21 protein-coding genes are annotated in these 24,449 nt (G+C 62.8%); 13 read left to right on the top strand and 8 right to left on the bottom strand.

The window, feature by feature from the left end:
* Positions 1–182 precede the first annotated feature (182 nt).
* The 8 genes from xdhA to SM765_RS03305 all read left to right on the top strand — a co-directional run bounded on the left by xdhA (position 183) and on the right by SM765_RS03305 (position 10,022).
* Positions 183–1,544, top strand: coding sequence for a xanthine dehydrogenase small subunit (gene xdhA, locus SM765_RS03270; protein WP_274837483.1), 1,362 nt, complete (start codon positions 183–185; stop codon positions 1,542–1,544).
* Positions 1,541–3,838: a xanthine dehydrogenase molybdopterin binding subunit gene (gene xdhB, locus SM765_RS03275; protein ID WP_274837482.1), complete on the top strand. Its 2,298-nt coding sequence runs from the start codon at positions 1,541–1,543 to the stop codon at positions 3,836–3,838. Before xdhA ends, xdhB begins: the two co-directional genes overlap by 4 nt.
* The gene (gene xdhC, locus SM765_RS03280; protein ID WP_274837481.1) at positions 3,828–4,790 is read left to right on the top strand and encodes a xanthine dehydrogenase accessory protein XdhC; all 963 of its coding nucleotides are present in this window, start codon (positions 3,828–3,830) and stop codon (positions 4,788–4,790) included. The genes xdhB and xdhC overlap by 11 nt, the downstream gene beginning before the upstream one ends.
* Entirely contained in the window at positions 4,787–6,304 is a 1,518-nt protein-coding gene (locus tag SM765_RS03285; protein WP_065271091.1) for an ABC transporter ATP-binding protein, read from the top strand. Before xdhC ends, SM765_RS03285 begins: the two co-directional genes overlap by 4 nt.
* Positions 6,305–6,343: 39 nt before the next feature.
* Complete coding sequence (locus SM765_RS03290) at positions 6,344–7,426, top strand: ABC transporter permease (protein ID WP_274837480.1); 1,083 nt, start codon at positions 6,344–6,346, stop codon at positions 7,424–7,426.
* Between the two features lies 1 nt (position 7,427).
* Positions 7,428–8,348 (top strand): ABC transporter permease, encoded by a 921-nt coding sequence (locus SM765_RS03295; RefSeq protein ID WP_274832287.1) that lies wholly within the window; start codon positions 7,428–7,430, stop codon positions 8,346–8,348.
* A 71-nt stretch (positions 8,349–8,419) separates the two neighbouring features.
* On the top strand, positions 8,420–9,493 hold the full coding sequence (locus tag SM765_RS03300) for a BMP family ABC transporter substrate-binding protein (protein WP_065271094.1): 1,074 nt from the start codon (positions 8,420–8,422) through the stop codon (positions 9,491–9,493).
* A 211-nt stretch (positions 9,494–9,704) separates the two neighbouring features.
* Entirely contained in the window at positions 9,705–10,022 is a 318-nt protein-coding gene (locus SM765_RS03305) for a hypothetical protein (protein ID WP_274837479.1), read from the top strand.
* Between the two features lie 45 nt (positions 10,023–10,067).
* Here the strand turns inward: SM765_RS03305 and SM765_RS03310 are convergent, their stop codons facing one another.
* Positions 10,068–10,682, bottom strand: a complete 615-nt coding sequence (locus SM765_RS03310; protein ID WP_274837478.1) for a CDP-alcohol phosphatidyltransferase family protein — start codon at positions 10,680–10,682, stop codon at positions 10,068–10,070.
* A gap of 129 nt (positions 10,683–10,811) precedes the next feature.
* Between SM765_RS03310 and SM765_RS03315 the strand changes: the two genes are divergently transcribed.
* The 5 genes from SM765_RS03315 (at position 10,812) to SM765_RS03335 (ending at position 14,582) form a co-directional block, all read left to right on the top strand.
* Positions 10,812–11,768 (top strand): aldo/keto reductase, encoded by a 957-nt coding sequence (locus SM765_RS03315; protein WP_274837477.1) that lies wholly within the window; start codon positions 10,812–10,814, stop codon positions 11,766–11,768.
* Positions 11,765–12,841 carry an NAD(P)/FAD-dependent oxidoreductase gene (locus SM765_RS03320; protein WP_274837476.1) on the top strand — a complete coding sequence of 359 codons (1,077 nt, stop codon included), beginning with the start codon at positions 11,765–11,767 and terminating at the stop codon, positions 12,839–12,841. Before SM765_RS03315 ends, SM765_RS03320 begins: the two co-directional genes overlap by 4 nt.
* Entirely contained in the window at positions 12,841–13,497 is a 657-nt protein-coding gene (locus SM765_RS03325; RefSeq protein WP_274837475.1) for a DUF938 domain-containing protein, read from the top strand. Before SM765_RS03320 ends, SM765_RS03325 begins: the two co-directional genes overlap by 1 nt.
* A 70-nt stretch (positions 13,498–13,567) precedes the next feature.
* Positions 13,568–13,906, top strand: a complete 339-nt coding sequence (locus tag SM765_RS03330) for a carboxymuconolactone decarboxylase family protein (protein ID WP_065271100.1) — start codon at positions 13,568–13,570, stop codon at positions 13,904–13,906.
* Positions 13,907–13,991: 85 nt separating this feature from the next.
* On the top strand, positions 13,992–14,582 hold the full coding sequence (locus tag SM765_RS03335) for an HD domain-containing protein (RefSeq protein ID WP_065271101.1): 591 nt from the start codon (positions 13,992–13,994) through the stop codon (positions 14,580–14,582).
* Positions 14,583–14,588: 6 nt separating this feature from the next.
* Here the strand turns inward: SM765_RS03335 and SM765_RS03340 are convergent, their stop codons facing one another.
* The 7 genes from SM765_RS03340 to SM765_RS03370 all read right to left on the bottom strand — a co-directional run bounded on the left by SM765_RS03340 (position 14,589) and on the right by SM765_RS03370 (position 24,311).
* Positions 14,589–15,320: an LrgB family protein gene (locus SM765_RS03340; protein ID WP_274832279.1), complete on the bottom strand. Its 732-nt coding sequence runs from the start codon at positions 15,318–15,320 to the stop codon at positions 14,589–14,591.
* Positions 15,313–15,660, bottom strand: a complete 348-nt coding sequence (locus tag SM765_RS03345; RefSeq protein ID WP_274830849.1) for a CidA/LrgA family protein — start codon at positions 15,658–15,660, stop codon at positions 15,313–15,315. Before SM765_RS03345 ends, SM765_RS03340 begins: the two co-directional genes overlap by 8 nt.
* Positions 15,661–15,755: 95 nt before the next feature.
* Entirely contained in the window at positions 15,756–16,994 is a 1,239-nt protein-coding gene (locus SM765_RS03350; RefSeq protein WP_274837474.1) for a PQQ-dependent sugar dehydrogenase, read from the bottom strand.
* A 171-nt stretch (positions 16,995–17,165) separates the two neighbouring features.
* On the bottom strand, positions 17,166–19,673 hold the full coding sequence (locus SM765_RS03355; protein ID WP_274837473.1) for a GcvT family protein: 2,508 nt from the start codon (positions 19,671–19,673) through the stop codon (positions 17,166–17,168).
* A gap of 228 nt (positions 19,674–19,901) precedes the next feature.
* Positions 19,902–21,305: an FAD-binding oxidoreductase gene (locus SM765_RS03360; protein ID WP_274837472.1), complete on the bottom strand. Its 1,404-nt coding sequence runs from the start codon at positions 21,303–21,305 to the stop codon at positions 19,902–19,904.
* Between the two features lie 130 nt (positions 21,306–21,435).
* Positions 21,436–23,208, bottom strand: a complete 1,773-nt coding sequence (gene ggt, locus SM765_RS03365; RefSeq protein WP_274837497.1) for a gamma-glutamyltransferase — start codon at positions 23,206–23,208, stop codon at positions 21,436–21,438.
* Positions 23,209–23,324: 116 nt separating this feature from the next.
* A complete protein-coding gene (locus SM765_RS03370) occupies positions 23,325–24,311 on the bottom strand; it encodes a 2-hydroxyacid dehydrogenase (RefSeq protein ID WP_065273552.1) in 987 nt (328 codons plus the stop codon).
* Positions 24,312–24,449: the final 138 nt, after the last annotated feature.

Here is a 24,449-nt window from a genome sequence, read left to right on the forward strand (position 1 = left end):
TCGACCGGACGATTTCACGGCCAAAAGCTTTTGCCGCCCGTAGTGTCGCTTTTTCTTGCCAGAATCCGCTTGGGCTTTCTAGGCTATGCTTAACAAGCATGCATATATCCCGCTGGCTCTTCTACGTCGCATCGAAGGGTTGGCAGTACGGGAAAACAGGGTAAGGCGACGGGTTTCACAAGATGACAATCACCTTTCATCTGAACGGTGAGGAGGTAACGCTGAGCGATGCGAATTCGTCGGCGACGCTGCTCGATTGGCTGCGCGAAGAGCGCGGCCTGACCGGCACCAAGGAAGGCTGCAACGAGGGCGACTGCGGCGCCTGCACGGTGATGGTGACCGATGAACAGGGCGCAAAGCCGCTGAATGCCTGCATTCTGTTCCTGCCACAGCTGAACGGCAAATCGGTGCGCACCGTCGAAGGCGCTGCCGGGCCGGACGGCAGCCTGCACCCGGTCCAGGACGCAATGATCAAACATCACGGCAGCCAGTGCGGGTTCTGCACCCCCGGCTTCGTCATGTCGATGGTCACCGCACACAAGAACGGCGCCCACGATTTCGACGACCAATTGGCCGGAAACCTGTGCCGCTGCACCGGCTATGCGCCCATCATCCGCGCGGCCAAGGCGGCAGCCGACCAGCCAGTGCCCGACTGGATCGCATCCGAGGCCCCACCTGCGGCCACACCCCTTGATAACATGCCGACTTCATCCGACGATCTCGCCGCGCTCTTCGCCGCTAACCCCGAGGCAACGCTGGTGGCCGGGGCGACGGATGTCGGTCTCTGGGTGACCAAGGGCCTGCGCGATCTGGAGCACATGATTTTCCTAGACCGCTGCACCGACCTGAAACAGATCGAGATCAGCGAAGAGACCGTGCGCATCGGCGCCATGGTCGACATGAACCGGATGCGGGCCGCCATCGCCCCGCTGCACCCGTCCTATGCCGAGATGATCCGTCGCTATGCCTCGCAGCAGGTGCGCGCGGCTGCCACGGTCGGCGGCAATATCGCCAATGGCTCCCCCATCGGGGACAACCCGCCCGCGCTCATCGCGCTTGGCGCCACGCTGCATCTTCGCAAGGGCGACACCCGGCGCGATCTGCCGCTTGAAGACTTCTTCCTTGAATACGGCAAACAGGACCGTCAGCCGGGCGAATTCGTCGAGGCGGTTTCTTTCCCGCGTCGGCCCGATACCCTGCGCGTCTATAAGCTCTCCAAACGCTTTGACCAGGACATCTCGGCCGTGCTCGGCGCTTTCAATGTCACGGTCGAAGATGGCATCGTGCGTGCGGCGCGCATCGCCTTTGGCGGCATGGCAGGCATTCCCAAGCGCGCGTCCAATGTTGAGGCCGCTCTTATCGGGCAACCCTGGACACCGGCAACCATTGCCCTTGCCCAAGCGGAATTCGACAAGGACTTCACCCCGATGCGGGACATGCGCGCCTCGGATGAATACCGCCTCGACTGCGCCCGCAACATGCTGCAACGCTGTTTCGCGGATCTAGCGGGCGAAACCGTCAGCGTGCTGGAGGTGGGCCAATGAGCGTTGCAAAACCCCTGCCCCACGACGCCGCCCGCCTGCATGTGACCGGCGCCGCCCGCTATGTGGACGACACCCCGACGCCGCGCGGCACCCTACATCTGGCCTTCGGCTTGTCGCCCATCGCCAAGGGGCGCATCACCAAGATGGACCTGGAGCCCGCCCGCCAAAGCTCCGGCGTGGTCGCGGTGCTGAGCGCCGGTGATCTGCCCTTTGACAATGATGTCTCCCCATCGAACCATGATGAGCCACTACTGACATCCGGCGCGGTCAACTATGTCGGACAGCCGGTGTTTCTGGTGGTGGCAACCAGCCACCGGGCCGCGCGCATCGCCGCCCGCAAGGCCATGATAGACTACGCCGAGGAAACACCCCTGCTGACGCTGGAGGCCGCATTGGCCGCCGACAGCCGTTTCGAGGAAGGCCCGCGCATCTATCAAAAGGGCGATGCCGCCGCAGCCATCGCCGCCGCCCCGCGCATGGTCGAAGGCAGCTTTGACCTTGGCGGGCAGGAACATTTCTATCTGGAAGGCCAGGCCGCGCTGGCCCAGCCACAAGAGGATGGCGGCATGCTGGTCAATTCATCGACCCAGCACCCGACCGAGATCCAGCACAAGGTGGCCGAGGCCATCGGCCTGCCAATGCATGCGGTGCGGGTGGAAACCCGGCGCATGGGTGGCGGTTTTGGCGGCAAGGAAAGCCAGGGCAACGCGCTGGCCGTCGCCTGCGCCGTGGCCGCGCGCCACACCGGGCGCCCGTGCAAGATGCGTTATGACCGCGATGACGACATGGTCATCACCGGCAAACGTCATGCATTCCGCATTTCCTACCGGGCGGGTTTTGACACGGACGGCCGCCTGATGGGGGTGGAGTTCAACCATCTGGCGGATTGCGGCTGGGCGCAGGATCTGTCGCTGCCGGTTGCCGACCGCGCCATGCTGCACGCTGACAACGCTTATGCGATCCCCGCGATCCGCATCGAAAGTCATCGCCTCAAGACCAACCGGCAAAGCGCCACCGCCTATCGCGGCTTTGGCGGCCCTCAGGGCATGGTCGGGATCGAACGGGTGATGGATCATATCGCCCATGATCTGAAGCTGGACCCGGTCGAATTGCGGCAACGCAACTACTACGCCGCTCCCGGCACCGCCACGGGCGACAACACGACCCCCTATGGCATGGAGGTCAGCGATTTCGAATTGCACGAGATGACCGCGCAATTGCTGGAGAGCGCGGATTATGCCGCCCGCAAGGCAGAAATCGCCGACTGGAACCAGAGGCAGACACACCTCAAACGGGGGCTTGCCTTCTCTCCGGTCAAATTCGGTATTTCCTTCACCCTGACCCACCTCAATCAGGCCGGGGCACTGGTTCATGTCTATCAGGATGGCTCGGTCCACCTGAACCACGGCGGCACCGAGATGGGACAGGGATTGTTCCAGAAGGTCGCGCAGGTGGCCGCCAGCCGGTTTGGCATCCCACTGGAGAAGGTGAAGATCACCGCCACCGACACCGCCAAGGTGCCCAATACCTCCGCCACGGCGGCCTCTTCCGGGTCTGACCTCAACGGGATGGCTGTCAAGGCCGCCTGCGACACCATCCGTGCCCGCATGGCCGAACATCTGGCCAACCTGCATCAGGCAGCGCCTGCGGATGTGGTCTTTGCAGATGGCGTGGTTCGGATCGGCGACGCTCTGGAGCTCAGCTTCGATGCGGCGGCGAAACTATGCTACGAGGGGCGGATCAGCCTGTCGTCGACCGGCTTCTACAAGACCCCAAAACTGGAATGGGACCGGATCAAGGGACAGGGACGCCCCTTCTTCTACTTTGCCTATGGCGCCGCCCTGACCGAGGTTGTGGTGGACCGGCTGACTGGCGAAAACCGCATCTTGCGCGCCGATATCCTGCATGACGCAGGCGCCTCGCTGAACCCGGCGCTGGACATCGGCCAGGTCGAAGGCGGCTATGTGCAGGGCGCCGGATGGCTCACCACCGAGGAATTGGTCTGGGACGACAAGGGCGCTCTGCGCACCCATGCGCCTTCGACCTACAAGATCCCCGCCTGCTCTGACCGCCCGGATGTCTTCAACGTGGCGCTTTATGACGGGCAGAACCGCGAAGAGACCATCTACCGATCCAAGGCAGTGGGCGAGCCGCCCTTCATGCTGGGGATTTCGGCTTGGCTGGCGCTGTCGGATGCGGTGTCCGCCTTTGGCGCGACCTATCCTGCCCTTGATGCACCGGCCACCGCCGAAGAGATCTGGCGCGCGGCGCGGAGGACCAGTGATGGGGGTTGATCTGGACGGGCTCAAGGCCGCAGTAACAGCACACGGTCGTGTCACCCGCGTATTGATCGCCGCCATCCGCGGCTCCTCCCCGCGCGAAGTGGGCGCCGCCATGCTGGTCTGGCGCACAGAGGACGGTTTTGCCCAGTCCGGCACCATCGGCGGCGGAGCGCTTGAATATGAAGCAGCGCAAAAGGCCGTCGTGCAGGACCGGGCATCGGTTCTCAGCACCCACGCGCTTGGCCCCGATCTGGGCCAGTGCTGCGGCGGATCGGTAACGCTGCTGAGCGAAGTCTATCAGGCGGATGACCTAGAACGCCTCGACACCGAGGTGATCGCGCGTCCTGCGGGACAGGACAGCCCGATGCCGCTCACGGTGCGGCGTCTGCTGACCCGGCAGCGCAATCAGGGCCAGCGCCCGGCCCCACAGTTGATCGATGGCTGGATGATCGAAGCCAGGCACCAGCCAGAGCACCCGCTGTGGATCTGGGGCGCGGGCCATGTCGGGCGCGCGCTGGTCGATGTTCTGGCGCCCCTGCCCGATCACGACATCACCTGGGTCGACACCGCCCGAAACCGGTTTCCTGAGCATATTTCGGACACCATAACCCCCGTATGGGCTGAAAATCCGTCGCTTTTGGTGGCTCACGCGCCGTCAACTGCCCGACATCTGGTTCTGACCTATTCCCATGAGCTGGATCTGGCGCTATGCCACGCCCTGCTGAAACATGACTTTGCCTTTGCCGGGCTGATCGGCTCCGCGACCAAATGGGCGCGCTTCCGTTCCCGGCTTGCTGCCCTAGGCCACGCCCCCGCGCGGATCGACCGGATCACCTGCCCAATTGGGGATCCGGCCCTGGGCAAGCACCCGCAGGCAATCGCGGTCGGTGTGACGGCGCAGCTGCTGGCGCTGGATGCAAGAGGCAGCGCAGAACAGGAACTAAGAAAGGACCGGCACGCGTGACTGTACCCCTTCTGAGCCTCCAGGGCCTGACCAAGGCCTACCCGGGCGTCGTTGCCAACGATCAGGTGTCCTTCGACATCGGCGAAGGCGAGGTCCACGCCCTTCTGGGTGAAAACGGCGCCGGCAAATCCACCCTTGTGAAAATGATCTACGGGCTGGTGAAGCCGGACAGCGGCCAGATGCTGCTGCGCGGAGCGCCCTTTGCCCCGGCCGAGCCTCGCGCCGCCCGCGCCGATGGCATCGCCATGGTATTCCAGCATTTTTCCCTGTTCGATGCGTTGAACGTGGCGGAAAACATCGCCCTTGGCATGGAAAACCCGCCGCCGCTGCGCGATCTGGCCAGCCGCATCCGCGAAGTCTCTGAAACCTATGGTCTGCCGCTCGATCCATTCCGCACCGTGGGCGATCTCTCTGCCGGGGAACGCCAGCGGGTCGAGATCATCCGCTGCCTGCTGCAGGACCCGAAACTGCTGATTATGGACGAGCCAACCTCGGTGCTGACCCCGCAGGAGGTCGAGATCCTGTTCGAGACCCTGCAGAAACTGCGCAGCGAAGGCACCTCGATCCTTTATATCAGTCACAAGCTGGAAGAGATCCGCACCCTGTGCGATCACGCCACCATCCTGCGGCTGGGCAAGAATGTCGGCGAATGCACCCCATCCGAAACCTCGGCCCGCGACATGGCCGAGATGATGGTGGGTACCGCTCTCAAGACCCCGGAACGCGCTGGCCGGGATCTGGGCGACGTGGCGATGGACATCAGCGGCTTGTCGGTTCCCGCACCTTCGGCCTTTGGCACCGCGCTGAAAAATGTCCACCTGAGCGTGCGCAAGGGGGAGATCCTTGGCATCGGCGGTGTGGCCGGCAACGGGCAGGATGAACTCCTTGCAGTTCTGTCGGGCGAGACCCTGTCGGTTCCGGATGCTGTGAAACTTCACGGGAAGCCCATCGGCAAGCTGGGTCCGGTTGCGCGGCGCCGCCTTGGGCTACTGTCGGCCCCCGAAGAACGCCTTGGCCATGCGGCAGCGCCGGACATGAGCCTCACGGAAAATGCCATGCTGACCGCCGCCGTGCGCGAAGGCCTGGTCAGCCGCGGTTTCCTCAATTGGCCCGCCGCCAAGGCGTTTGCCAAACGCGTGATTTCCGAATTCGACGTGCGCACGCCGGGACCGGAAAACGCGGCGCGCTCCCTGTCCGGGGGCAACCTGCAGAAATTCGTCATCGGCCGCGAGGTGCTGCAACGCCCCGAGGTGCTGGTGGTGAACCAGCCCACATGGGGCGTCGATGCCTCTGCCGCCGCCGCGATCCGACAATCGCTGCTGGATCTGGCCGCAGGTGGCACCGCCGTCATCTGCATCAGTCAGGATCTGGACGAGTTGATGGAGATTTCCGACAGTTTCGCCGCTCTCAACGAAGGCCGCCTGAGCGCCCCGCGCCCGGCTGCGGGGCTGACAGTGGATGAAATCGGCCTGATGATGGGCGGCGCCCACGGCATGGAGGTGGCGCATGTCTGATCTCCGCCAGTATTTGACTATCAATGAAGGAGCCGACGCATGATCCGGCTTGAGAAACGGCCACAGCCGTCGCGCGCCTGGTCGATGGCCACGCCGCTGGTGGCGGTGCTCGCAACGATGATCGCGGGCGGGCTGTTGTTCGCAATCCTGGGCAAGGACCCGGTCGAGGCGATCCGCACCATCTTCTGGGAACCGCTGTTTGGCGAGTTTGCCTTCTACTACCGCCCGCAGTTGCTGATTAAAGGCGCGCCGCTGGTCTTGATCGCCATCGGGCTGTCCTTGGGCTTTCGCGCCGGGATCTGGAACATCGGCGCCGAAGGGCAGTACATCATGGGCGCGCTGTTCGGCGCCGGGATGGGGCTGGCCTTTTACCCACTCGAGGCCTGGTACATCTTCCCGCTTATGGTCCTCGCAGGGGCCTTTGGCGGCTGGATCTGGGCGATGATTCCGGCCTTTCTGAAGGTTCGCTTCGGCACCAATGAAATCCTTGTCTCCCTGATGCTGGTCTATGTGGCCGAGCAGTTCCTTGCCTCCATGTCGCTGGGATTGCTCAAGAACCCCGAAGGCTTTGGCTTTCCGGGCAGCCGCAACCTGCAGCAATACGAAAGCGCCCATAACGCCGATCTGATCGCCGGAACCGGTATGCACTGGGGCGTTGTGGCAGCATTGATCGCGGTGATCTTTGCCTATGTGCTGCTGAACCGGCACATGCTGGGCTATCAGATCCGCCTGACCGGCGAAGCCCCGCGCGCCGCGCGTTTTGCCGGCGTGAACCCGGCGCGGCTGGTGCTGTTCTGCCTTGGCACCTCCGGCATGCTGGCCGGCCTTGCGGGCCTGTTCGAGGTCTCCGGCCCGTCGGGTCAGGTTTCGATCGATTTCAACGTAGGCTATGGCTTCACCGCAATTATCGTGGCCTTTCTTGGTCGCCTGCATCCCGTCGGGATCCTGCTGGCAGGAGGGCTGATGGCGCTGACGTATATTGGCGGCGATATCGCGCAATCGAACATGGGCCTGCCCTCGGCAGCGATCCAGGTCTTCCAGGGGATGCTACTCTTCTTCCTCTTGGCCTTTGACCTGCTCACCAATTTCCGTATCGCAATCGGCAAGCCGGAGGTGGCGTAAGATGGATCTATCCGCAATCAACCCGGTCCTGCTGATCGCCTCCCTCATGGTGGCGGCTACGCCGCTGCTGCTGGCCGCCGTGGGCGAACTGGTGGTGGAAAAGGCAGGCGTTCTGAACCTTGGCGTCGAAGGCATGATGATCACCGGCGCCATCGCCGGCTTTGCCACCGCCGTCGAAAGCGGCTCACCGCTCTTCGGCTTTGTCATCGCCGCAGTGGCGGGGGCGACGCTGTCCACCCTCTTCGCCATCCTCACCCAGTTTGCCAAGGCCAACCAGGTCGCATCGGGCCTGTCACTCACGCTCTTCGGGCTCGGAATCTCGGCGCTGATGGGACAAAGCTATGTCGGCATCAAACCGCCGCAGATGCAGGACATCCACATCCCGGTGCTGAGCGATCTTCCCGTTGTCGGCCCGATCCTGTTTGGCCATGACATCATCCTCTATTTCGGCATTGTCCTGACAGCGGTGGTCTGGGTGGTACTGAAATACACCCGTGTGGGTCTGATCCTGCGCGCGGTCGGGGAAAACCACGATGCGGCCCATGCGCTTGGCTACAAGGTGCTGCGCATCCGGGTGCTGGCGATCCTGTTCGGCGGCGCCTGCGCAGGCATGGGCGGTGCCTATATCAGCCTGATCCGGGTCCCCCAGTGGACCGAAGGCATGACCGCCGGCATCGGCTGGATCGCCCTTGCGCTGGTGGTCTTTGCCAGCTGGAAACCCTGGCGGGTGCTGCTGGGCGCCTATCTTTTCGGCGGTGTTACCGTGGTGCAGCTTAATCTTCAGGCAGCAGGCGTTGCCATCCCGGTCGAGTATCTGGCAATGTCGCCCTATCTGATCACCATTGTGGTGCTTGTCATTCTATCCGCGGATAAGAGCAGCGCACCCGCTGCCCTTGGCCGCAATTTCCATGCCTCCCGTTAGGATCTGACGGCAGGCCAAACACCCTGCCCGGGCATCCGGGCATATTATAAACAACACGGGGGATCCCTTTGATGAAACTGACGACACTTCTGACCAGCGCCGCCATGGCGCTTGGCCTTGCGACCGGCGCGATGGCCGAAGACAAGACCAAGGTAGGCTTTGTCTATGTCGGTCCCGTCGGTGACGGTGGCTGGACCTATGAGCACAATCAGGGCCGTCTGGCCGTGGAAGAAGAATTCGGCGACAAGGTCGAAACCGTCTACGTTGAAAACGTCGCCGAAGGCCCCGACGCCGAGCGCGTGATCACCCAGATGGCGCTGCAGGGCGCCGACCTGATCTTCACCACCTCCTTTGGCTACATGGATCCGACCATCAACGTCGCCAAGAAGTTCCCGAACGTGAAGTTCGAGCACGCCACCGGCTATAAGCGCGCCGACAACGTCTCGACCTATTCTGCACGCTTCTATGAAGGCCGCGCCGTTCAGGGCACCATCGCGGGCAACATGACCGAGAGCAACATCGTCGGCTACATCGGCTCCTACCCGATCCCCGAAGTGATCCGCGGCATCAACTCTGCCTATATCCACGCCAAGAAAGTGAACCCCGACGTCACCTTCAAGATCGTCTGGGCCTTCACCTGGTTCGACCCGGCCAAAGAAGCCGACGCCGCTAAGGTTCTGATCGAACAGGGCGCCGACGTGATCCTGCAGCACACCGACTCCACCGCACCGCAGGCCGCCGCACAGGCCGCAGGCAACGTGATCACCTTTGGTCAGGCGTCCGACATGGCCGAGTATGCGCCGAAACCGCGCGTCTCCTCGATCATCGACAACTGGGCGCCCTATTACATCGCCCGTACCAAGGCCGTGATGGACGGCACCTGGACCTCGGTTGACACCTGGGACGGCATCGGCCCGGGCATGGTCGGCATCGGTGAAATCTCCGACGCGGTTCCCGCCGACGTGAAAGAAGCCGCGCTGGCGCTGAAAGCCTCCATCGCGGACGGTTCCTACCACCCGTTCACCGGCCCGCTGAACAAGCAGGACGGTTCGGCATGGCTGGCAGAGGGTGAAACCGCCGATGACGGCACCCTGGCCGGCATGAACTTCTTTGTGGAAGGCATCGAAGGCGATATCCCGCAGTAAGCGGCTTGCCCAGACGAGTTACGGAAAGGCCCGCCAGATTGGCGGGCCTTTTCTTTTGGTGGCTGCAGTTCTCCTCTGCACAGCCACTCCGCAAATCTTGGGCGACCCCAACTTCTGCAGCAAAGCAACCTTTTGCAGACCACGACCAACTCTCCTAATATACTCATCGCACCAGCATCGGCGGGCGCTAGACCGGGAGGCCTAGAAAAGGATGGAGTTTTTCGATTACGGCTATCTCTTGGCGGGCGACTGGCTCCCCTACTCCATCGCCCTTACCGTGGTCGCTTGCGCAGCGTCTATTCTCACGATCCGGCGTCTGCCGAACCAGCCATGGCGCGCATTTTTCCTGTCCTGCCTGATCGCCTTTTGCGTGGCGTTCCTGCTCTCCGGAACCAGGTTCGGTTTTTCGGGCGGCGCCGAGGCGCTGTTCTGGAACGTACTGGGCGCGGGTCTGCTTGCTCAGATCTGGCTTCCGGTCTGTGCGGTCACTCACATTATCGCACGACGGGATCGGATCAGACGCCGATAAGCTGGCGCATAGACAGCGCAGCCTCGACAGTAATCACCGGGGGGCTTAGCGCTTCTGCGAGAACACCCGATAGGCCAACAGCACGCGCGACGCAGCCGTCACGAAGCACAAGGCGCCGAACACCCAGGCCATCAGGGCAAAGGCCCCCGGAAACAGGCACAGCGCCACGAAGAACCCGATTGTCTCCGCCCCTTCCAGCAGCCCCCCGGTAAAGTAGAGCGTTTTGACGCCGCGCGCGGTGCTGGACATCTGGTGCCGCTCGGCCAGGACGGAATAACCAAGGAAGCTGGCACCGTTCACGTAGAAAGACATGAGCAGAAAGGCACCTGCCGCGCCATTGGCCCCAGGGTTCGCCAGCACGAATGCCAAGGGCACCGCGCCATAGAACAGGAAATCGCAGGTGATATCGAGATAACCGCCAAACCCCGTCGGCGCGCTGGCCCGCGCCACCGCCCCATCCAGCCCATCGGCAAGGCGTGACAGCAACAACGGCAGCAGCGCCCAGCCAAACATCCCGAGAGCAATCAGCGCAGCAGACAGAAGCCCCAGCGCCAGCCCTAATAGCGTCACCTGATTGGCACTGATCCCCCAGCGCGCAATGACCCTGCCCTGCGCGTTCAACGCAGGGTCGATCAACGGGCGGATACGGGCATCAAACATGGCTCTGTTGTGCCCTGCAAACGCTGCGCGCTCCAGTCACAATTGCGCGCGGCGGCGTTTTTGGCAGAAGCCTGTTGTTGCGTCATCTTCGCTCTTTTCCCTGTTCCCGCGACGTGGCAGGTTGCCGCCATGACACGCATCCTGACCACCCCCGACCACGCCCCCGTCAGCCGCTTTGCCTTTGGCACCATGCAGTTCGGAGGCCGCGCCGACGCAACGCAATCGGCCGAAATGTATCACGCCTGCCGCGCAGCCGGGATCACCCATTTCGACACCGCCTGGGTCTATAACGAGGGCGAAAGCGAGAAGATCCTCGGCCGCCTGATCAAGGGGGAGCGCGACAAGCTGCTGATCGCCACCAAGGTGGGCTATACCGGCGGCGCAGGGGTAGCCAACATGCGGGCGCAGTTCGACACCTGCCGGGCGCGGTTGGATCTGGATATGGTGGATGTCCTTTACCTGCACCGGTTCGATCCCGAAACCGACCTCAACGAAACGCTGGAATGTTTTGCATCCCTGAAACAACAGGGGCTGATCCGCTATGTGGGCCTGTCGAATTTCGCCGCCTGGCAGGTGGTCAAGGCGCAGATGATCGGCGCCAAATACGATCTGTCGATTGATATTCTGCAGCCGATGTATTCGCTGGTGAAACGCCAGGCCGAGGTCGAGATCCTGCCCATGTGCGCCGATCAGGACATCGCCATCGCGCCCTACTCTCCGCTGGGCGGCGGGCTGCTGACCGGCAAATACGCCGCGGGCAGTGGCGAAGGGCGCCTGCAGGAAGATCCCCGCTACAACAGCCGCTATGGGCAGGACTGGATGCATCGCGCCGCTGCCGATCTTGCCGCGCTTGCGCAGGAGCTTGGCACCGATCCGGCGACCCTTGCCGTGGCCTGGGTGGCGGCCCATTCCAGCTGCCCGATGCCGATCATCTCGGGACGCACCGCAGAACAGCTTGCGCCGTCGCTTGCGGCGTTGGATTTCGATATGAGTGCCGATCTTTATGCGCGGATTTCAGCGCTCAGCCCGCGCCCGGCGCCGGCGACAGACCGGCTGGAAGAACAGGACGAAGGTATTTCGGCATGAGTGATTTTATCGTCATTGGCGGCGGCATCGCAGGGATCAGCGCCGCAGCGCGGCTGTCGGATCTGGGCAGCGTCACGGTACTGGAGGCGGAAGAGGCGCTTGGCTATCACGCCTCGGGGCGCTCGGCCGCCATGTTCGAGGAAAGCTATGGCAACCCAGCCGTTGTCGCGCTCAACAAGGCCAGCGCCGACTACCATTACAATGCCAATGGCGGTTACCTGACACCGCGCGGTTTCATGCTGGTGGCAGGCCCCGGCGAAGAAGGCGGTTTTGCAGCAGATGTCGCAGAACTGGATCTGCACAAGATCCATATCGACGATGCCTATGCCCGGGTGCCGATCCTGAATCCGGCCTCCGTCACCATGGCCGCCCTACACGAGGACGCGCAGGATCTGGATACCGACCGGATGATCCAGGATTTTGCCCGCGTGGTGCGCGGTGCAGGCGGACAGGTGATCACACGGGCCGAGGTCACCGCGATCCAGCATAGCGGATCGGGCTGGCAGGTGACGGCAGGCGGTCAGACCTACGAGGGCAAGCAGCTGGTCAATGCCGCAGGGGCCTGGGCGGACCGTGTCGCCGCCCTTGCCGGTGTTGCGCCCATCGGGATCACTCCCAAGCGCCGCTCCATGGCGCGACTGCCCGCACCGGGCGGCCACGATGTCACAAAGTGGCCGATGATGATGGGTGTCGGGGAGTGTTGGTACGCCAAACCCGATGCAGGCAAGCTGCTGGTCTCCCCTGCGGATGCCGACCCGGTTGAGCCGCACGATGCCTTTGCCGACGATATGGTGCTGGCCGAAGGGCTGGCGCGTTATGAGGAAAAGGTAACCGAACCCGTCACACGGGTCGAAAGCAACTGGGCCGGTCTGCGCAGTTTCGTGAGCGATGGCGCGCTGGTGCTGGGCGCAGACCCTGACCGCCCCGATTTCATCTGGTGCGCGGCGCAGGGCGGCTATGGCTTTCAGACCGCACCAGCCGCCTCGCGCCTGCTGCGCGACCTGATCGGCGGCAAGACGCCGGAACTGGACCGCGATATCGTTGCCTCCCTGTCACCGGAAAGGCTGCGCTGATGCCCGTTCGCTCTGTTCCCGGCACCGCCTCTGTCGCCGCTGCGCAGGATGGCAAGCTCTTCGCCCCTTCCGCTGAGCGCAATATCGATCCCCTGTGCGATCTCTTGGCCGACATCGCCCCTGAAACCGGCAGCGCGCTGGAGATCGCCAGCGGCACCGGTCAACATGTGGTGGCCTATGCCCGGCGCCTGCCAGGGTTGATCTGGCAACCGACCGAGGTGGACGCAGCCCGGCGCGCCAGCATCGATGCCTATGTCGCAGAGGCGGGCCTTGATAACCTGCGCCCCGCCGCAGAACTGGATGCGACGGCGCCGGGCTGGGCCGCAACGGTCGGGCCAGTCGATTTCATCATCCTGTCGAATCTTCTGCACCTTATCACCGAGGAAGACGCCAAGACCCTGATCCGCGAAGCCGCACGCGCGCTGGCCCCGGCCGGAAGGATCGCGATCTATGGCCCCTTCATGCGCGCTGGTGAGCTTACAAGCGAAGGCGATCAGAGGTTCCACGCCTCTCTGACGGACCATGATCCGCTCATCGGCTACAAGGACGATTTCGACACCATCGACTGGCTGCAGGAGGCGGGCCTTGATCTGGCCGAGGTGATCGAAATGCCAGCAAACAATCTGGCCCTGGTGGCGCAAAAACCGGATTTCTGACCCAGATCAAAGCCGCAGTACTGCAGCCACCCTACTCCTTCAGGAAAATGAATATGATGAAGGACAGATCATGGGCTGGCACGAAAAACTGGACGGAACCCGCAACGGGCTGCGCAATCTGAACCGGGCGATCCCCGAGACCGCGCAGGCCTTTGGCGCCCTTGGCAAGGCGGTGAAGCAGGGTGGCACGCTGGAGTTCAAGCAGAAGGAATTCGTGGCGCTTGGCATCGCGGTCGCCCTGCGGTGTGAGGACTGTATCGGGCTGCACGTGGAAACCCTGATCAAGGCTGGCGCCACCCGCGAAGAAGTGGCCGACGTACTGGCGATGTCGATCCAGATGGGCGGCGGACCCGCGATGATGTACGCGGCCAAGGCGATGACCTGCTTTGACGAGCTAACCGCCGCCTGAGGCGTGGATCACTACACACAGAATGGCCTGTTCCATTCGAAAAACAGCGGCTAGGCTTCCGGAAAAGATCAACCGGGAGCCTGCCATGAAAGATCAACGTCACACCCCCACCTGGACCAGCTTTGAAGAGGCTGGGAAGGCAGACTGGGATGCGGTCATGGAGTATGAGGAGGCCTATAACGCCGCCCTGCCCGACCGTATTCTGGACGCGATCCGCTCGCTTGACGAGGACTGGACGCCCTACCCGGTGAACCGCTTCCAGCATTGTCTTCAGGCCGCCACCCGCGCCCATGCCGATGGCGCTGATGACGAAATCGTCGTTGCGGCGCTGGTGCATGATGTGGGCGATATCCTGTCGCCCTATAACCACGGCGAACTGGCCGCCGCGATGATGAAACCCTATGTCAGCGAACGCACCTGGTGGATCCTGAAACACCACTGCGTCTTTCAGGGGTATTACTACAATCACCACCTTGGCGGCGACCGCCACGCACGCGACAAATACCGCGACAGCCCCTATTGGGAAGACTGCCGCAAATTCTGTCACGACTATGATCAATGCGCCTTTGACCCGGATTACCCGACGAAACCGCTGGAATTCTTCGAACCGATCCTGCGCCGGGTGCTCGCGCGCGGCGAAGGCCACATGGAGCTGAACGAGACCAGCGACAGCTGATCCGGCTCAGCCGCCCATGATCCACAGGATGCCGCTCCAGATGATCGGCAGCAGCAGCGCGGTTGCGAGCGCGTTGAGCCCCATGGCAAGGCCGGAAAAGGCGCCTGCGGTTTCGTTCACCTGCAACGCCCGAGCGGTACCGATCCCGTGGCTGGCGGTGCCAATCGCCAGCCCCCGCGCGCGCCAGTCGACCACGCCGGTCACGTCCAGAACCTTCGGCCCCAGCATGGCGCCAAGGATGCCGGTCACGATCACCAGAACCGCGGTCAGCGACGGCAGGCCGCCCAGTTTCTCGGCAATGCCCATTGCCACGGGCGCCGTCACCGATTTCGGCGCCACCGATGCAAGAACCGCCTCGGAACTGCCTGCAAGCCAGGCCACCGCCAAGGCGGACAGGATGGCGGTCAGCGATCCGGCGACAAGGCTCACCACGATAGCCAGAGCCGAACGGCGCACCCGGTACCATTGCCGATAGAGCGGCACCGCAAGGGCTACCGTGGCAGGCCCCAGCAGGAAGTGCACGAACTGGGCGCCCTCGAAATAACTGCCATAATCCGTCCCGGTCAGCATCAGCACAGCCACAACGATCAGCACCGCCCCCAGCACCGGGTTCAGCAATGGGTTCCTGCCGGTTTTCTCAAACAGGAAACTGGCCAGCTGAAAGGCAACCAGCGTCAGGGTGAGATGAAACAGCGGCGATGCGCTGAGATAGACCCAGGTGTCCTGCAGGTTATCCATCGGCGGACCCCGCCCCCAGCCACTGCATCAAAAGCCCAGTCACCGCGATGGTCGCCAAAGTCGAGACCACCAGCGCCAGCCCCAGCGGCAACAGCGCCTGTCCCAGCAGCTGGAAATGCAGGATCACCCCGGTCCCGGCCGGCACGAACAGCAGCGACATCGAACGCAACAGGCCGTTTGCCGTCTGATCCAGCTGCGCGGGCACCCGGCCCAGCAGCATCAGAATGATGAACAGAAACACCATGCCCAGCACCGGCCCCGGTATGGGCAGCGCCAAGGCCCCGGTGATGAACTCCCCAGCCAGCTGACACACCAGTATAAGCGTAAGGAAACCCAGCATCTTATCCCTCCTGCACCTGATGAGGTGACTGTGGCATCCCTCTGGCATCCAAACAAGCGGTGTGCCCTCTCATCGGGTCGGACAAAGCAGCAGGCCTACGGGGAATAGGAAATCCGGTAGACGGCACCGGCAAAATCATCCGACACCAGAATGGAGCCATCCGGGTGCTGGATAACATCCACCGGGCGACCATCATATTCACCGTCTTGGTTCAGCCAGCCTTCGGCAAAGGGTTCGATGGCCGCGTTCCCCTGCGCGTCGATGAAGGTCACCATCACCCGTGCGCCGACCCGCTCGGAGCGGTTCCAGGACCCATGTTGGGCCGAAAAGATCGCGTTGCGGTATTTTTCGGGGAACATGTCCCCGGTGTAGAAACTCATGCCCAGATCAGCCGCATGGGCGATGGTTTCGACCGCAGGCATGACAACCTCGACCGGAACCTCCTGCCCCGCATACTCGCGCGTCCGGGTTGATCCGCCACCGTACCAGGGAAAGCCGAAATGCTGACCCTTCTCGGTCTGGCGGTTGATTTCGCCGGGTGGAATGTCGTCGCCCATGCCGTCGACCTGATTGTCGGTCCACCACAGCTCTCCGGTTTCCGGGTGAAAGTCATGCCCAACGGAATTGCGCGCGCCATAGGTAAAAACTTCGCGCCCACTGCCATCACGGTTCATGCGGATGATCCCGCCAATCCCGGTTTCATTGTAAAGCGCCAGCTTTTCCGGTGGCGCCACGTTGAAGGGCTGCCCAAGCGAGATATACAGCTTGTTGTCCGGCCCCAGCTTGATGACCCGCGCCGTGTGATATGAGCTTTCCTCGGCCTCGCGGATCAGGCTGCCCTGCGGCACAATTGGCACCGCGACCATGTCAGCGTTCTGATCGAAGGCCTCGGCGCCTGCAATGCGCAAAACCCGGTTACGTTCGGCGATGAACAGATCGCCATCCGGAGAAACCTCCACGCCATTGGAGATATCAAGGCTCAGGGAGGGCGCGAAATCCTTGACCTCATCAACAGCGCCGTCGCGGTCACGGTCCAGAACTGCCCAGACCTTGTCCCGCCGTGTGCCGACAAACAGAACTGTGCCACCAGGGGAAAGTGCCATGTGGCGGGCACCGGGAACCATCGCATAGAGTTCGATCCTGAACCCCGTCGGCAAACGGATGCCCTCCAACACGCGCCGCAACGCATCGGCAGATGCCGTGTCTTGGTCGATATAGGTGTGTTCGGCGGATCCGGTGATCCTAATCGTGCCCGGTTCTCCGGGAGCGGACTGCGCCGATGCAGACGCTGCAAGCGTCAGACACAAAGCTGCACTGCCAAAGACCTGCTTCATCCTCTTCTCCCTTAAATCGCAAATTCGATCACCAGCCCGCAGACGCCACAGCCATGCACGGCACCTCGCAAAGGGTAGTCGGAAAAAGAAGCAGGACAACCGGCAGCAAAGCGCGACCAGTCCGTCATTCCAACAAAAAAGCCCCGGCACGGTGGCCGGGGCTTTGCTGTTTTATCCGTTCACACGGATCTTTTCGTTCTTCGGATCATAGGGGCTGTCGCAGGTCACAACCGCATCCCACAGCTGGTCCAGCATCTTGACCTTCAGCTTGGTGCCTTCCACCGCGTATTCCGGTTTCACATAGCCCATGCCGATGCTCTTCTCGAAGGCCACCGAATAGCCGCCTGTGGTCAGGCGCCCGACGCGGGTGCCATCCTCGGCATAAAGCGCCTCGCGGCCCCAGGGATCGGTGTCGGTCGGACCGTCGATCAGAATGGTGCAGCATTTGGAGCGGATGCCCTTGGCCACCATTTCATCCTTGCCGTAGAAGTCCTTCTCCAGATCGACAAAGCGCGGCAGGTCTGCCTCAAGCGGGGTCGCGTCGCGGCCCAGCTCGTGCCCAAAGGCGCGGTAACTCTTCTCCTGACGCAGCCAGTTTTGGGCACGGGCGCCGACCAGCTTCATACCGTGTTTCTCGCCTGCCTTCTCCAAGAGGTCGAACAGGTAGTTCTGCATCTCGATCGGGTGGTGCAGCTCCCAGCCCAGCTCACCCGTATAGGCCACGCGGATCGCGTTCACCGGGCACATGCCCAGCTCGATCTGCTTGGCCGACAGCCAGGGGAAACGTTTGTTGCTGAGCGCGGTCTCCGGATCAGCGTCCTTGATCACCTCTTTCAGCACATCACGGGACTTCGGCCCGGCGATGGCGAAGACGCCCCACTGGGTGGTCACGTCCTGGATCTCGATATAGCCGAACTCCTCCATCTTGTCCTCGGCCGCCTTGCGCAGGTAATCCGCGTCATATTCGGTCCAGGCGCCAGCAGAGACGAGGTAATAGTTGTTCTCGCCGTTGCGCACGATGGTGTATTCGGTACGGGTGGTCCCGGCCGAGGTCAGCGCATAGGTCAGATTGATCCGGCCTACCTTGGGCAGCTTGTTGCAGGTGAACCAGTCGAGGAACTGGGTGGCACCGGGGCCCTTGACCACGTGTTTGGTAAAGGCGGTCGCGTCGATCAGGCCGACGCCTTCGCGGATCGCCTTGGCCTCTTCGACCGCATATTGCCACCAGCCACCACGGCGGAACGAACGCGCATCGTGGTCGAAGTTCTCCGGCGCATCCAGCGGGCCGAAATAGTTCGGGCGTTCCCAGCCGTTGACCCAGCCGAATTGCGCACCGCGGGCGGCCTGACGGTCATAGGCCGGCGAGGTCCGCAAGGGGCGGCAGGCCGGGCGCTCTTCGTCCGGGTGGTGCAGGATGTAGACGTGCTCGTAGGCTTCCTCGTTCTTGCGCGCGGCGAACTCGGTCGTCATCCAGTTGGAGGAGTACCGCTTGGGGTCGAGCGACGCCATGTCGATCTCGGCCTCGCCATCGACCATCATCTGCGCCAGGTAATAGCCAGTGCCACCCGCAGCGGTGATGCCGAAGGAGAAGCCTTCGGCCAGCCACATGTTGCGCAGACCGGGCGCCGGGCCGACCAGCGGGTTACCGTCGGGCGTATAGCAGATCGGGCCGTTGAAATCGTCCTTGAGGCCGCTTTCGGCACAGGAGGGCACGCGCTCTGCCATCGCCATGTATTGATCGGCGATCCGGTCCAGATCCAACGGGAACAGATCAGCGCGGAAGCTGTCCGGCACGCCGTGTTCGAACCGTGCTGGTGCGCCATGCTCGTAAATGCCGAGGATCCAGCCGCCGCGCTCTTCACGCGCGTAGGATTCATTGTCGGCATCACGCACGACGGGGTGCTCCGGGTTGCCCGCCTCCCGCCATTTGACCAGCTCGGGGTCCTTGTCCATGACGATGAAAGTGTGCTCGACCGGGATCGCAGGCATCTTGATACCCAGCATCTTGGCGGTGCGCTGCGCGTGGTTGCCGGAGGCGGTCACCACGTGCTCGGCGGTGATCACCACCTGCTCGTCGCTCTCGACGAGGTTGCCGCCCTTTTCGACCATCTTGGTGCAGGTGACTTCCCAGTGAGTGCCATTCCAGTGGAAGGCATCGGCCTGCAGTTTGCGCACGATCTCGACACCGCGCTGACGGGCGCCCTTGGCCATCGCCTGGGTCACATCGGCAGGGTTAATGTAACCGTCTTCGGTGTGGTAGATCGCGCCCTTCAGGTCGCCGGTCTCGATCAGCGGCCAGCGTTCCTTGATCTGCTCCGGGGTCAGCCATTCGTAATCGACGTCGCAGGTCTCGGCGGTCGAGGCATAGAGCATGTATTCGTCCATACGCTCTTGCGTCTGCGCCATACGCAGGTTCCCCACCACGGCAAACCCGGCGTTGAGCCCGGTTTCTTCTTCCAGCGTCTTGTAAAAATCCACCGAGTACTTGTGGATGTGGGTGGTCGCATAGGACATGTTGAACAGCGGCAAAAGTCCGGCCGCGTGCCAGGTAGAGCCCGAGGTCAGCTCGTCCCGTTCGATCAGCATCACATCGTCCCAGCCCGCCTTGGCCAGATGATAGGCGATCGAGGTCCCGACGGCGCCACCGCCGACAACCAGTGCTTTGACTTGGGTTTTCATATCCCGCTTCTCCGGAAGAAATGACTAGGGTTTGGCAATGGTATGCCGGAATTCCTGAAATCACCGCGAAATCCATCCGACGCAAAAGTCGACAAAACCGACCTTTCGCGCCCTGCCGTGCGGAATCTTCGCTACGCGACAGAATCCCTGCCCCGCGCCTAACGCAAAAAGGCGGCGCAGGTTCACGCCCGCACCGCCCTTAAAGGCTCATGATTTTAATCCCTTTGATCAATCGGAAATGATCTTACCCGGGTTCAGGATATTATCCGGATCCAGTGCTGCCTTGACCGCCGCCATATAGCGGGTCGCGGCGCCAAGTTCCTTGGTCAGATAGGGGCGTTTACCCTGCCCGATGCCATGTTCGCCGGTGCAGGTGCCGTCCATCGAGATCGCCAGATCGTTGAGCCAACCGACGTATTCATCCGCCTTGGCGCGTTCCTCGGCACTGTCCATATTGATCAGCAGCAGCGCGTGGAAGTTGCCATCCCCCACGTGGCCGACCATGGGCGCCATCAGCCCCATTTCCTCTGCCTTTTCGCGGGCGGTAGAGACGCATTCGGCCAGCCGCGAGATCGGCACACAGACGTCGGTCGAAATCCCCTTGGCACCGGGGCGCAGACCGAGGCAGGCCCAGTACATATCATGGCGCGCCTGCCAGAGCTTGTTGCGCTCTTCCGCGGTGGAGGTCGCCTCGAAATCGAAACCGCCGAACTCTTCGGCGATGGAGCTGAACATCTCGGCCTGCTCCACTACGCCCGCTTCGGAGCCGTGGAATTCCAGCAGCAGCAGCGGCACTTCCGGCAGGTCCAGCTTGGAATAGGTATTTGCGGCCTTGACGCTCATCGCGTCCAGCATTTCGATCCGGGCGACGGGAATGCCGTATTGGATGGTCATCATCACCGCGCGACAGGCATCATCCACCGAGCGGAAGGCGCAGCGGGCAGAGCGGATCGCCTCTGGGATGCCCTGCAGGCGCAGGGTGATTTCGGTGATCAGGCCAAGGGTACCTTCGGAGCCAACCATCAGCCGGGTCATATCGTATCCGGCCGAGGATTTCTTGGCCCGCTGGGCGGTACGGATCACCTCGCCGTCAGCCATGACGACCTCAAGCGCGAGCACGTTGTCTTTCATCGTGCCATAGCGCACCGCGTTGGTGCCCGAGGCCCGCGTCGCAGCCATCCCGCCAAGCGAAGCATTGGCGCCGGGGTCGATGGGAAAGAACAGACCCTGATCGCGCAGGAAGGTATTGAGCTGCTCGCGCGTCACCCCCGGCTGCACAACCACATCCAGATCCTCGGCATGCACGGCCAAAATCTTGTCCATACGCGCCATATCCACGGAAATGCCACCTGCAGGAGCGTTCACATGGCCCTCCAGCGAGGTGCCGGTGCCAAAGGGAATGACCGGCACGCCATATTCGGCGCAGGTCTTTACTATGGCGGCAACCTCTTCGGTCGAGGTCGGAAAGACAACCGCATCCGGCGCCTGGGTTTCGATCCAGGTGGTGGTGTGGCCATGCTGTTCACGGATGGCCTGCCCGGTCTGAAGCCGGTCACCGAATGTCTGTTTCAGAACGCCTATGGCGGCTTTGATCCCCGGCTCGTTCCGCGGCAGTGAAGTGGCTTGCACCATGGGTCGTCCTTTCTCCTCCAGGCTCGTGTTGTCACGTCAACACGAGCGGCAATATAGTCTCAACACCTGCAGACGCAAGTGGGGCTGAAGGGGCGCGGTGATGGACCATTCGCGCCCCGGTCCGCATTATTTACTCCCCCAGGGCAATGCCTTCGCGGCGGGGATCGGCAGCGCCTTTCAACCGTTCACCGATCTCAATCGCGTGCAGACCTGAATTCAGCCCCCGGACATTGACCTTATACCCCATGTCCGTGAGCGGTGCTTCCAATCCAACCGCTGCCGAGCCCTCTTCCAGATCATAGGTGCCGAACCGGTTCACGGCATGCGGCAGGGACACGGATTTTTGAACATCCATGCCCCAATCAGCCCAGGCAATGATCGAGGAAGCGACATAGCCGATGATCCGGCTGCCGCCGGGCGATCCGATGGCCAGCACCGGCGCGCCGTCCTTGGTCACGATGGTGGGCGCCATTGAGGAGCGCGGCCGTTTGCCCGGCTCCAACCGGTTGGCAATCGGCACCCCATCCCGGTGCGTGCGGAAGGAGAAATCGGTGAGCTCATTGTTGAGCAAGAAGCCGTTAGTCATCAACCGCGAGCCAAAGCCGTTTTCGATGGTGGTGGTCATCGACAGCACGTTACCATAGCGGTCCACGATCGAGATATGCGAGGTCGAAGGGAACTCGATCGAGGCATCATCGGCCCACTGCGGCGTCAGCCCCGCGTGGTCGAATTCAGGCACGCCCGGCGCCACCTCGGGCAAGGCATCGTCGCCTGCCAGCAGTTTCGCCCGCTCCGCCAGATAGGCGGAATCGACCAGCCCCCGCGTGGGCATCGGCACGAAATCACTATCCGCCATGTAGCGGCCCCGATCAGCAAAGGCGAGCCGCGAGGCATCGCCGATCAACCGCCAGGCCTCGGGGCTTTCGGCGCCCAGCGCCGCCAGATCGTATTGCCCCAGCATGCCAAGGATCTGCCCCACGGTCAGCGCCCCGGAGGACGGCGGCCCCATGCCGCAGACCTCAAATGCGCGGTATTCGGCGCAGACCGCAGGGCGTTCCTTGACCTGATAAAGCGCCAGATCGACAGCGGAGAGAACGCCGGGATTGCCCGGAGCACCGGTCACCGTGCGCACGATATCCGCTGCAACCGGCCCGGTGTAGAACCCATCCGCGCCTTCTGTTGCAAGGGTCCGCAGCACCTCGGCATAGGCCGGGTTGACCAGCCTGTCTCCCGCCTTCAGCGGCATGCCCCCGGGCAGGAAATACTCGGCGGTTGCGGAAAACCGCGACAGGCGCTCGGCGTCCCGTTCGATCAGCCCGGCCAGACGCGGCGACACCGCGAACCCATCCTCGGCCAGCGAAATCCCTGCTTCGAAAAGCGACGGCCAGTTGGCCTTGCCCCAGCGGCGATGGGCTGCTTCCAGCAGCGCGGGCGTGCCGGGAGTGCCCACAGAGAGCCCCCCGACAACAGCGTCGAAGAATTTCAGCGGCGCGCCGCTGTCATCCTGAAACAGCCGCGGTGTGGCCGCCAGCGGCGCGGTCTCACGCCCATCCAGCGTCGTCATCTCGCCGGTTTCCGCATCGTACCAGACCAGAAATGCACCACCGCCCAGCCCTGAGGATTGCGGTTCGACAAGTCCCAGAACCACCTGTACCGCAACCATGGCATCCGCCGCAGTGCCCCCGGCGCGCAGCACGGCCGCCCCGGCCTCCACCGCGTGAGGATTGGCTGCAGCCACCATCCAGTTGTCCGCCTCGACCGGCAGACCGGCGTCTTTGAACTTGAGCGCAGAAGCGACCTGAGGCGACAACGCCTCGGCCCCGCCTTTTGCCGTCGGTTCCGGCGCCACCGCATCTGCAGCCTGCTGCGCGCTCACCGTGCCTGCGGACATGCACAGGCACATCAAAAAGATCTTCTTCACAATCGCCTCCTCCAAGAAATGACCCCACCCCAGAATACCGGCGCGGGCCAAAACGCAAACGCGGGCCACTGGCCCGCGTCGCAAAGATCAATCCTGAGTTACAGCATGGCCGGAACCACCTGATCCGGCGGGCGGTGACCATCCTCGAATGTCTTAATATTCAAGAGCACCTTCTCGCCCATCTCGATCCGCCCTTCGATGGTGGCCGACCCCATATGCGGCAGCAACACTACATTGGGCAGCTCGCGCAGGCGCGGGTTGATGTCGGTGCCATGTTCATAGACATCCAGCCCCGCCCCGGCGATTTCTCCGGCGCGTAGCATCCGGGTCAGCGCGTGTTCGTCGATCACCTCGCCGCGCGATGTATTGACGATCACCGCATCCGGCTTCATCAGCTTCAGCCGCCGCGCGTTCATCAGGTGAAAGGTCGAGGGCGTGGACGGGCAATTGACCGAGATCACATCCATCCGCGCGACCATCTGATCGAGGCTCTCCCAGTAGGTGGCTTCCAGCTCTTCCTCGATCTCGGGGCGCAGGCGGCGGCGGTTGTGATAATGGATCTGCATGCCGAATGCCTTGGCCCGGCGAGCAACGGCCTGACCGATCCGGCCCATGCCCAGAATCCCCAGGCGACGGCCCGCCAGCCGCCCACCCAGCATCGCGGTCGGCGCCCAGCCGTCCCATTCGCCCTTTTGCATCAGGGCGAGACCTTCGGGAATCCGGCGTACCACCGCCATGATCAGCGCCATGGTCATATCCGCCGTATCATCGGTCAGCACGCCCGGCGTATTGGAGACTAGAATCCCGCGCTGCCGCGCCGTGGCCACGTCAATGTGATCGACACCGGCGCCGTAATTCGCAATCAGTTTCAGCCGCGGCCCGGCCTGCGCCAGAAGTGCCGCGTCGATGGTGTCGGTCACCGTCGGAACCAGCACATCGGCCTCTTGCATCGCCTCGGCCATTTCGCTGCGCGTCATCGGTGTGTCATCGCTGCGCAGCCGCACGTTGAACAGCTCGCTTAGCCGTGTTTCGACCGGTTCCGGCAACCGTCGCGTAACGACAACAGTCAGACGTTCTCTTACCACTTGCGCTCTCCCATGGCTTTTCAGTTCCTGCACCTCCATGGCATCGTGGCGCAGGATGCAGGCAGGCACAAGAACCCTTCCGCCTCCTCGGTCCAAGTGACGCGACATTCGGGTCTTTCCCTCCAGATCATCTGATCC

This window comes from Pseudophaeobacter sp. 1A09344, assembly GCF_041008745.1.
Taxonomy (GTDB): Bacteria; Pseudomonadota; Alphaproteobacteria; order Rhodobacterales; family Rhodobacteraceae; genus Phycobacter; species Phycobacter gallaeciensis_A.

Bases quoted from the DNA above. Each gene is read 5' to 3' on its own strand.
- xdhA (WP_274837483.1), top strand. From the start codon at position 183: ATGACAATCACCTTTCATCTGAACGGTGAGGAGGTAACGCTGAGCGAT.
- xdhB (WP_274837482.1), top strand. From the start codon at position 1,541: ATGAGCGTTGCAAAACCCCTGCCCCACGACGCCGCCCGCCTGCATGTG.
- xdhC (WP_274837481.1), top strand. From the start codon at position 3,828: ATGGGGGTTGATCTGGACGGGCTCAAGGCCGCAGTAACAGCACACGGT.
- SM765_RS03290 (WP_274837480.1), top strand. From the start codon at position 6,344: ATGATCCGGCTTGAGAAACGGCCACAGCCGTCGCGCGCCTGGTCGATG.
- SM765_RS03295 (WP_274832287.1), top strand. From the start codon at position 7,428: ATGGATCTATCCGCAATCAACCCGGTCCTGCTGATCGCCTCCCTCATG.
- SM765_RS03300 (WP_065271094.1), top strand. From the start codon at position 8,420: ATGAAACTGACGACACTTCTGACCAGCGCCGCCATGGCGCTTGGCCTT.
- SM765_RS03305 (WP_274837479.1), top strand. From the start codon at position 9,705: ATGGAGTTTTTCGATTACGGCTATCTCTTGGCGGGCGACTGGCTCCCC.
- SM765_RS03310 (WP_274837478.1), bottom strand. From the start codon at position 10,682: ATGTTTGATGCCCGTATCCGCCCGTTGATCGACCCTGCGTTGAACGCG.
- SM765_RS03315 (WP_274837477.1), top strand. From the start codon at position 10,812: ATGACACGCATCCTGACCACCCCCGACCACGCCCCCGTCAGCCGCTTT.
- SM765_RS03320 (WP_274837476.1), top strand. From the start codon at position 11,765: ATGAGTGATTTTATCGTCATTGGCGGCGGCATCGCAGGGATCAGCGCC.
- SM765_RS03325 (WP_274837475.1), top strand. From the start codon at position 12,841: ATGCCCGTTCGCTCTGTTCCCGGCACCGCCTCTGTCGCCGCTGCGCAG.
- SM765_RS03330 (WP_065271100.1), top strand. From the start codon at position 13,568: ATGGGCTGGCACGAAAAACTGGACGGAACCCGCAACGGGCTGCGCAAT.
- SM765_RS03335 (WP_065271101.1), top strand. From the start codon at position 13,992: ATGAAAGATCAACGTCACACCCCCACCTGGACCAGCTTTGAAGAGGCT.
- SM765_RS03340 (WP_274832279.1), bottom strand. From the start codon at position 15,320: ATGGATAACCTGCAGGACACCTGGGTCTATCTCAGCGCATCGCCGCTG.
- SM765_RS03345 (WP_274830849.1), bottom strand. From the start codon at position 15,660: ATGCTGGGTTTCCTTACGCTTATACTGGTGTGTCAGCTGGCTGGGGAG.
- SM765_RS03350 (WP_274837474.1), bottom strand. From the start codon at position 16,994: ATGAAGCAGGTCTTTGGCAGTGCAGCTTTGTGTCTGACGCTTGCAGCG.
- SM765_RS03355 (WP_274837473.1), bottom strand. From the start codon at position 19,673: ATGAAAACCCAAGTCAAAGCACTGGTTGTCGGCGGTGGCGCCGTCGGG.
- SM765_RS03360 (WP_274837472.1), bottom strand. From the start codon at position 21,305: ATGGTGCAAGCCACTTCACTGCCGCGGAACGAGCCGGGGATCAAAGCC.
- ggt (WP_274837497.1), bottom strand. From the start codon at position 23,208: ATGTGCCTGTGCATGTCCGCAGGCACGGTGAGCGCGCAGCAGGCTGCA.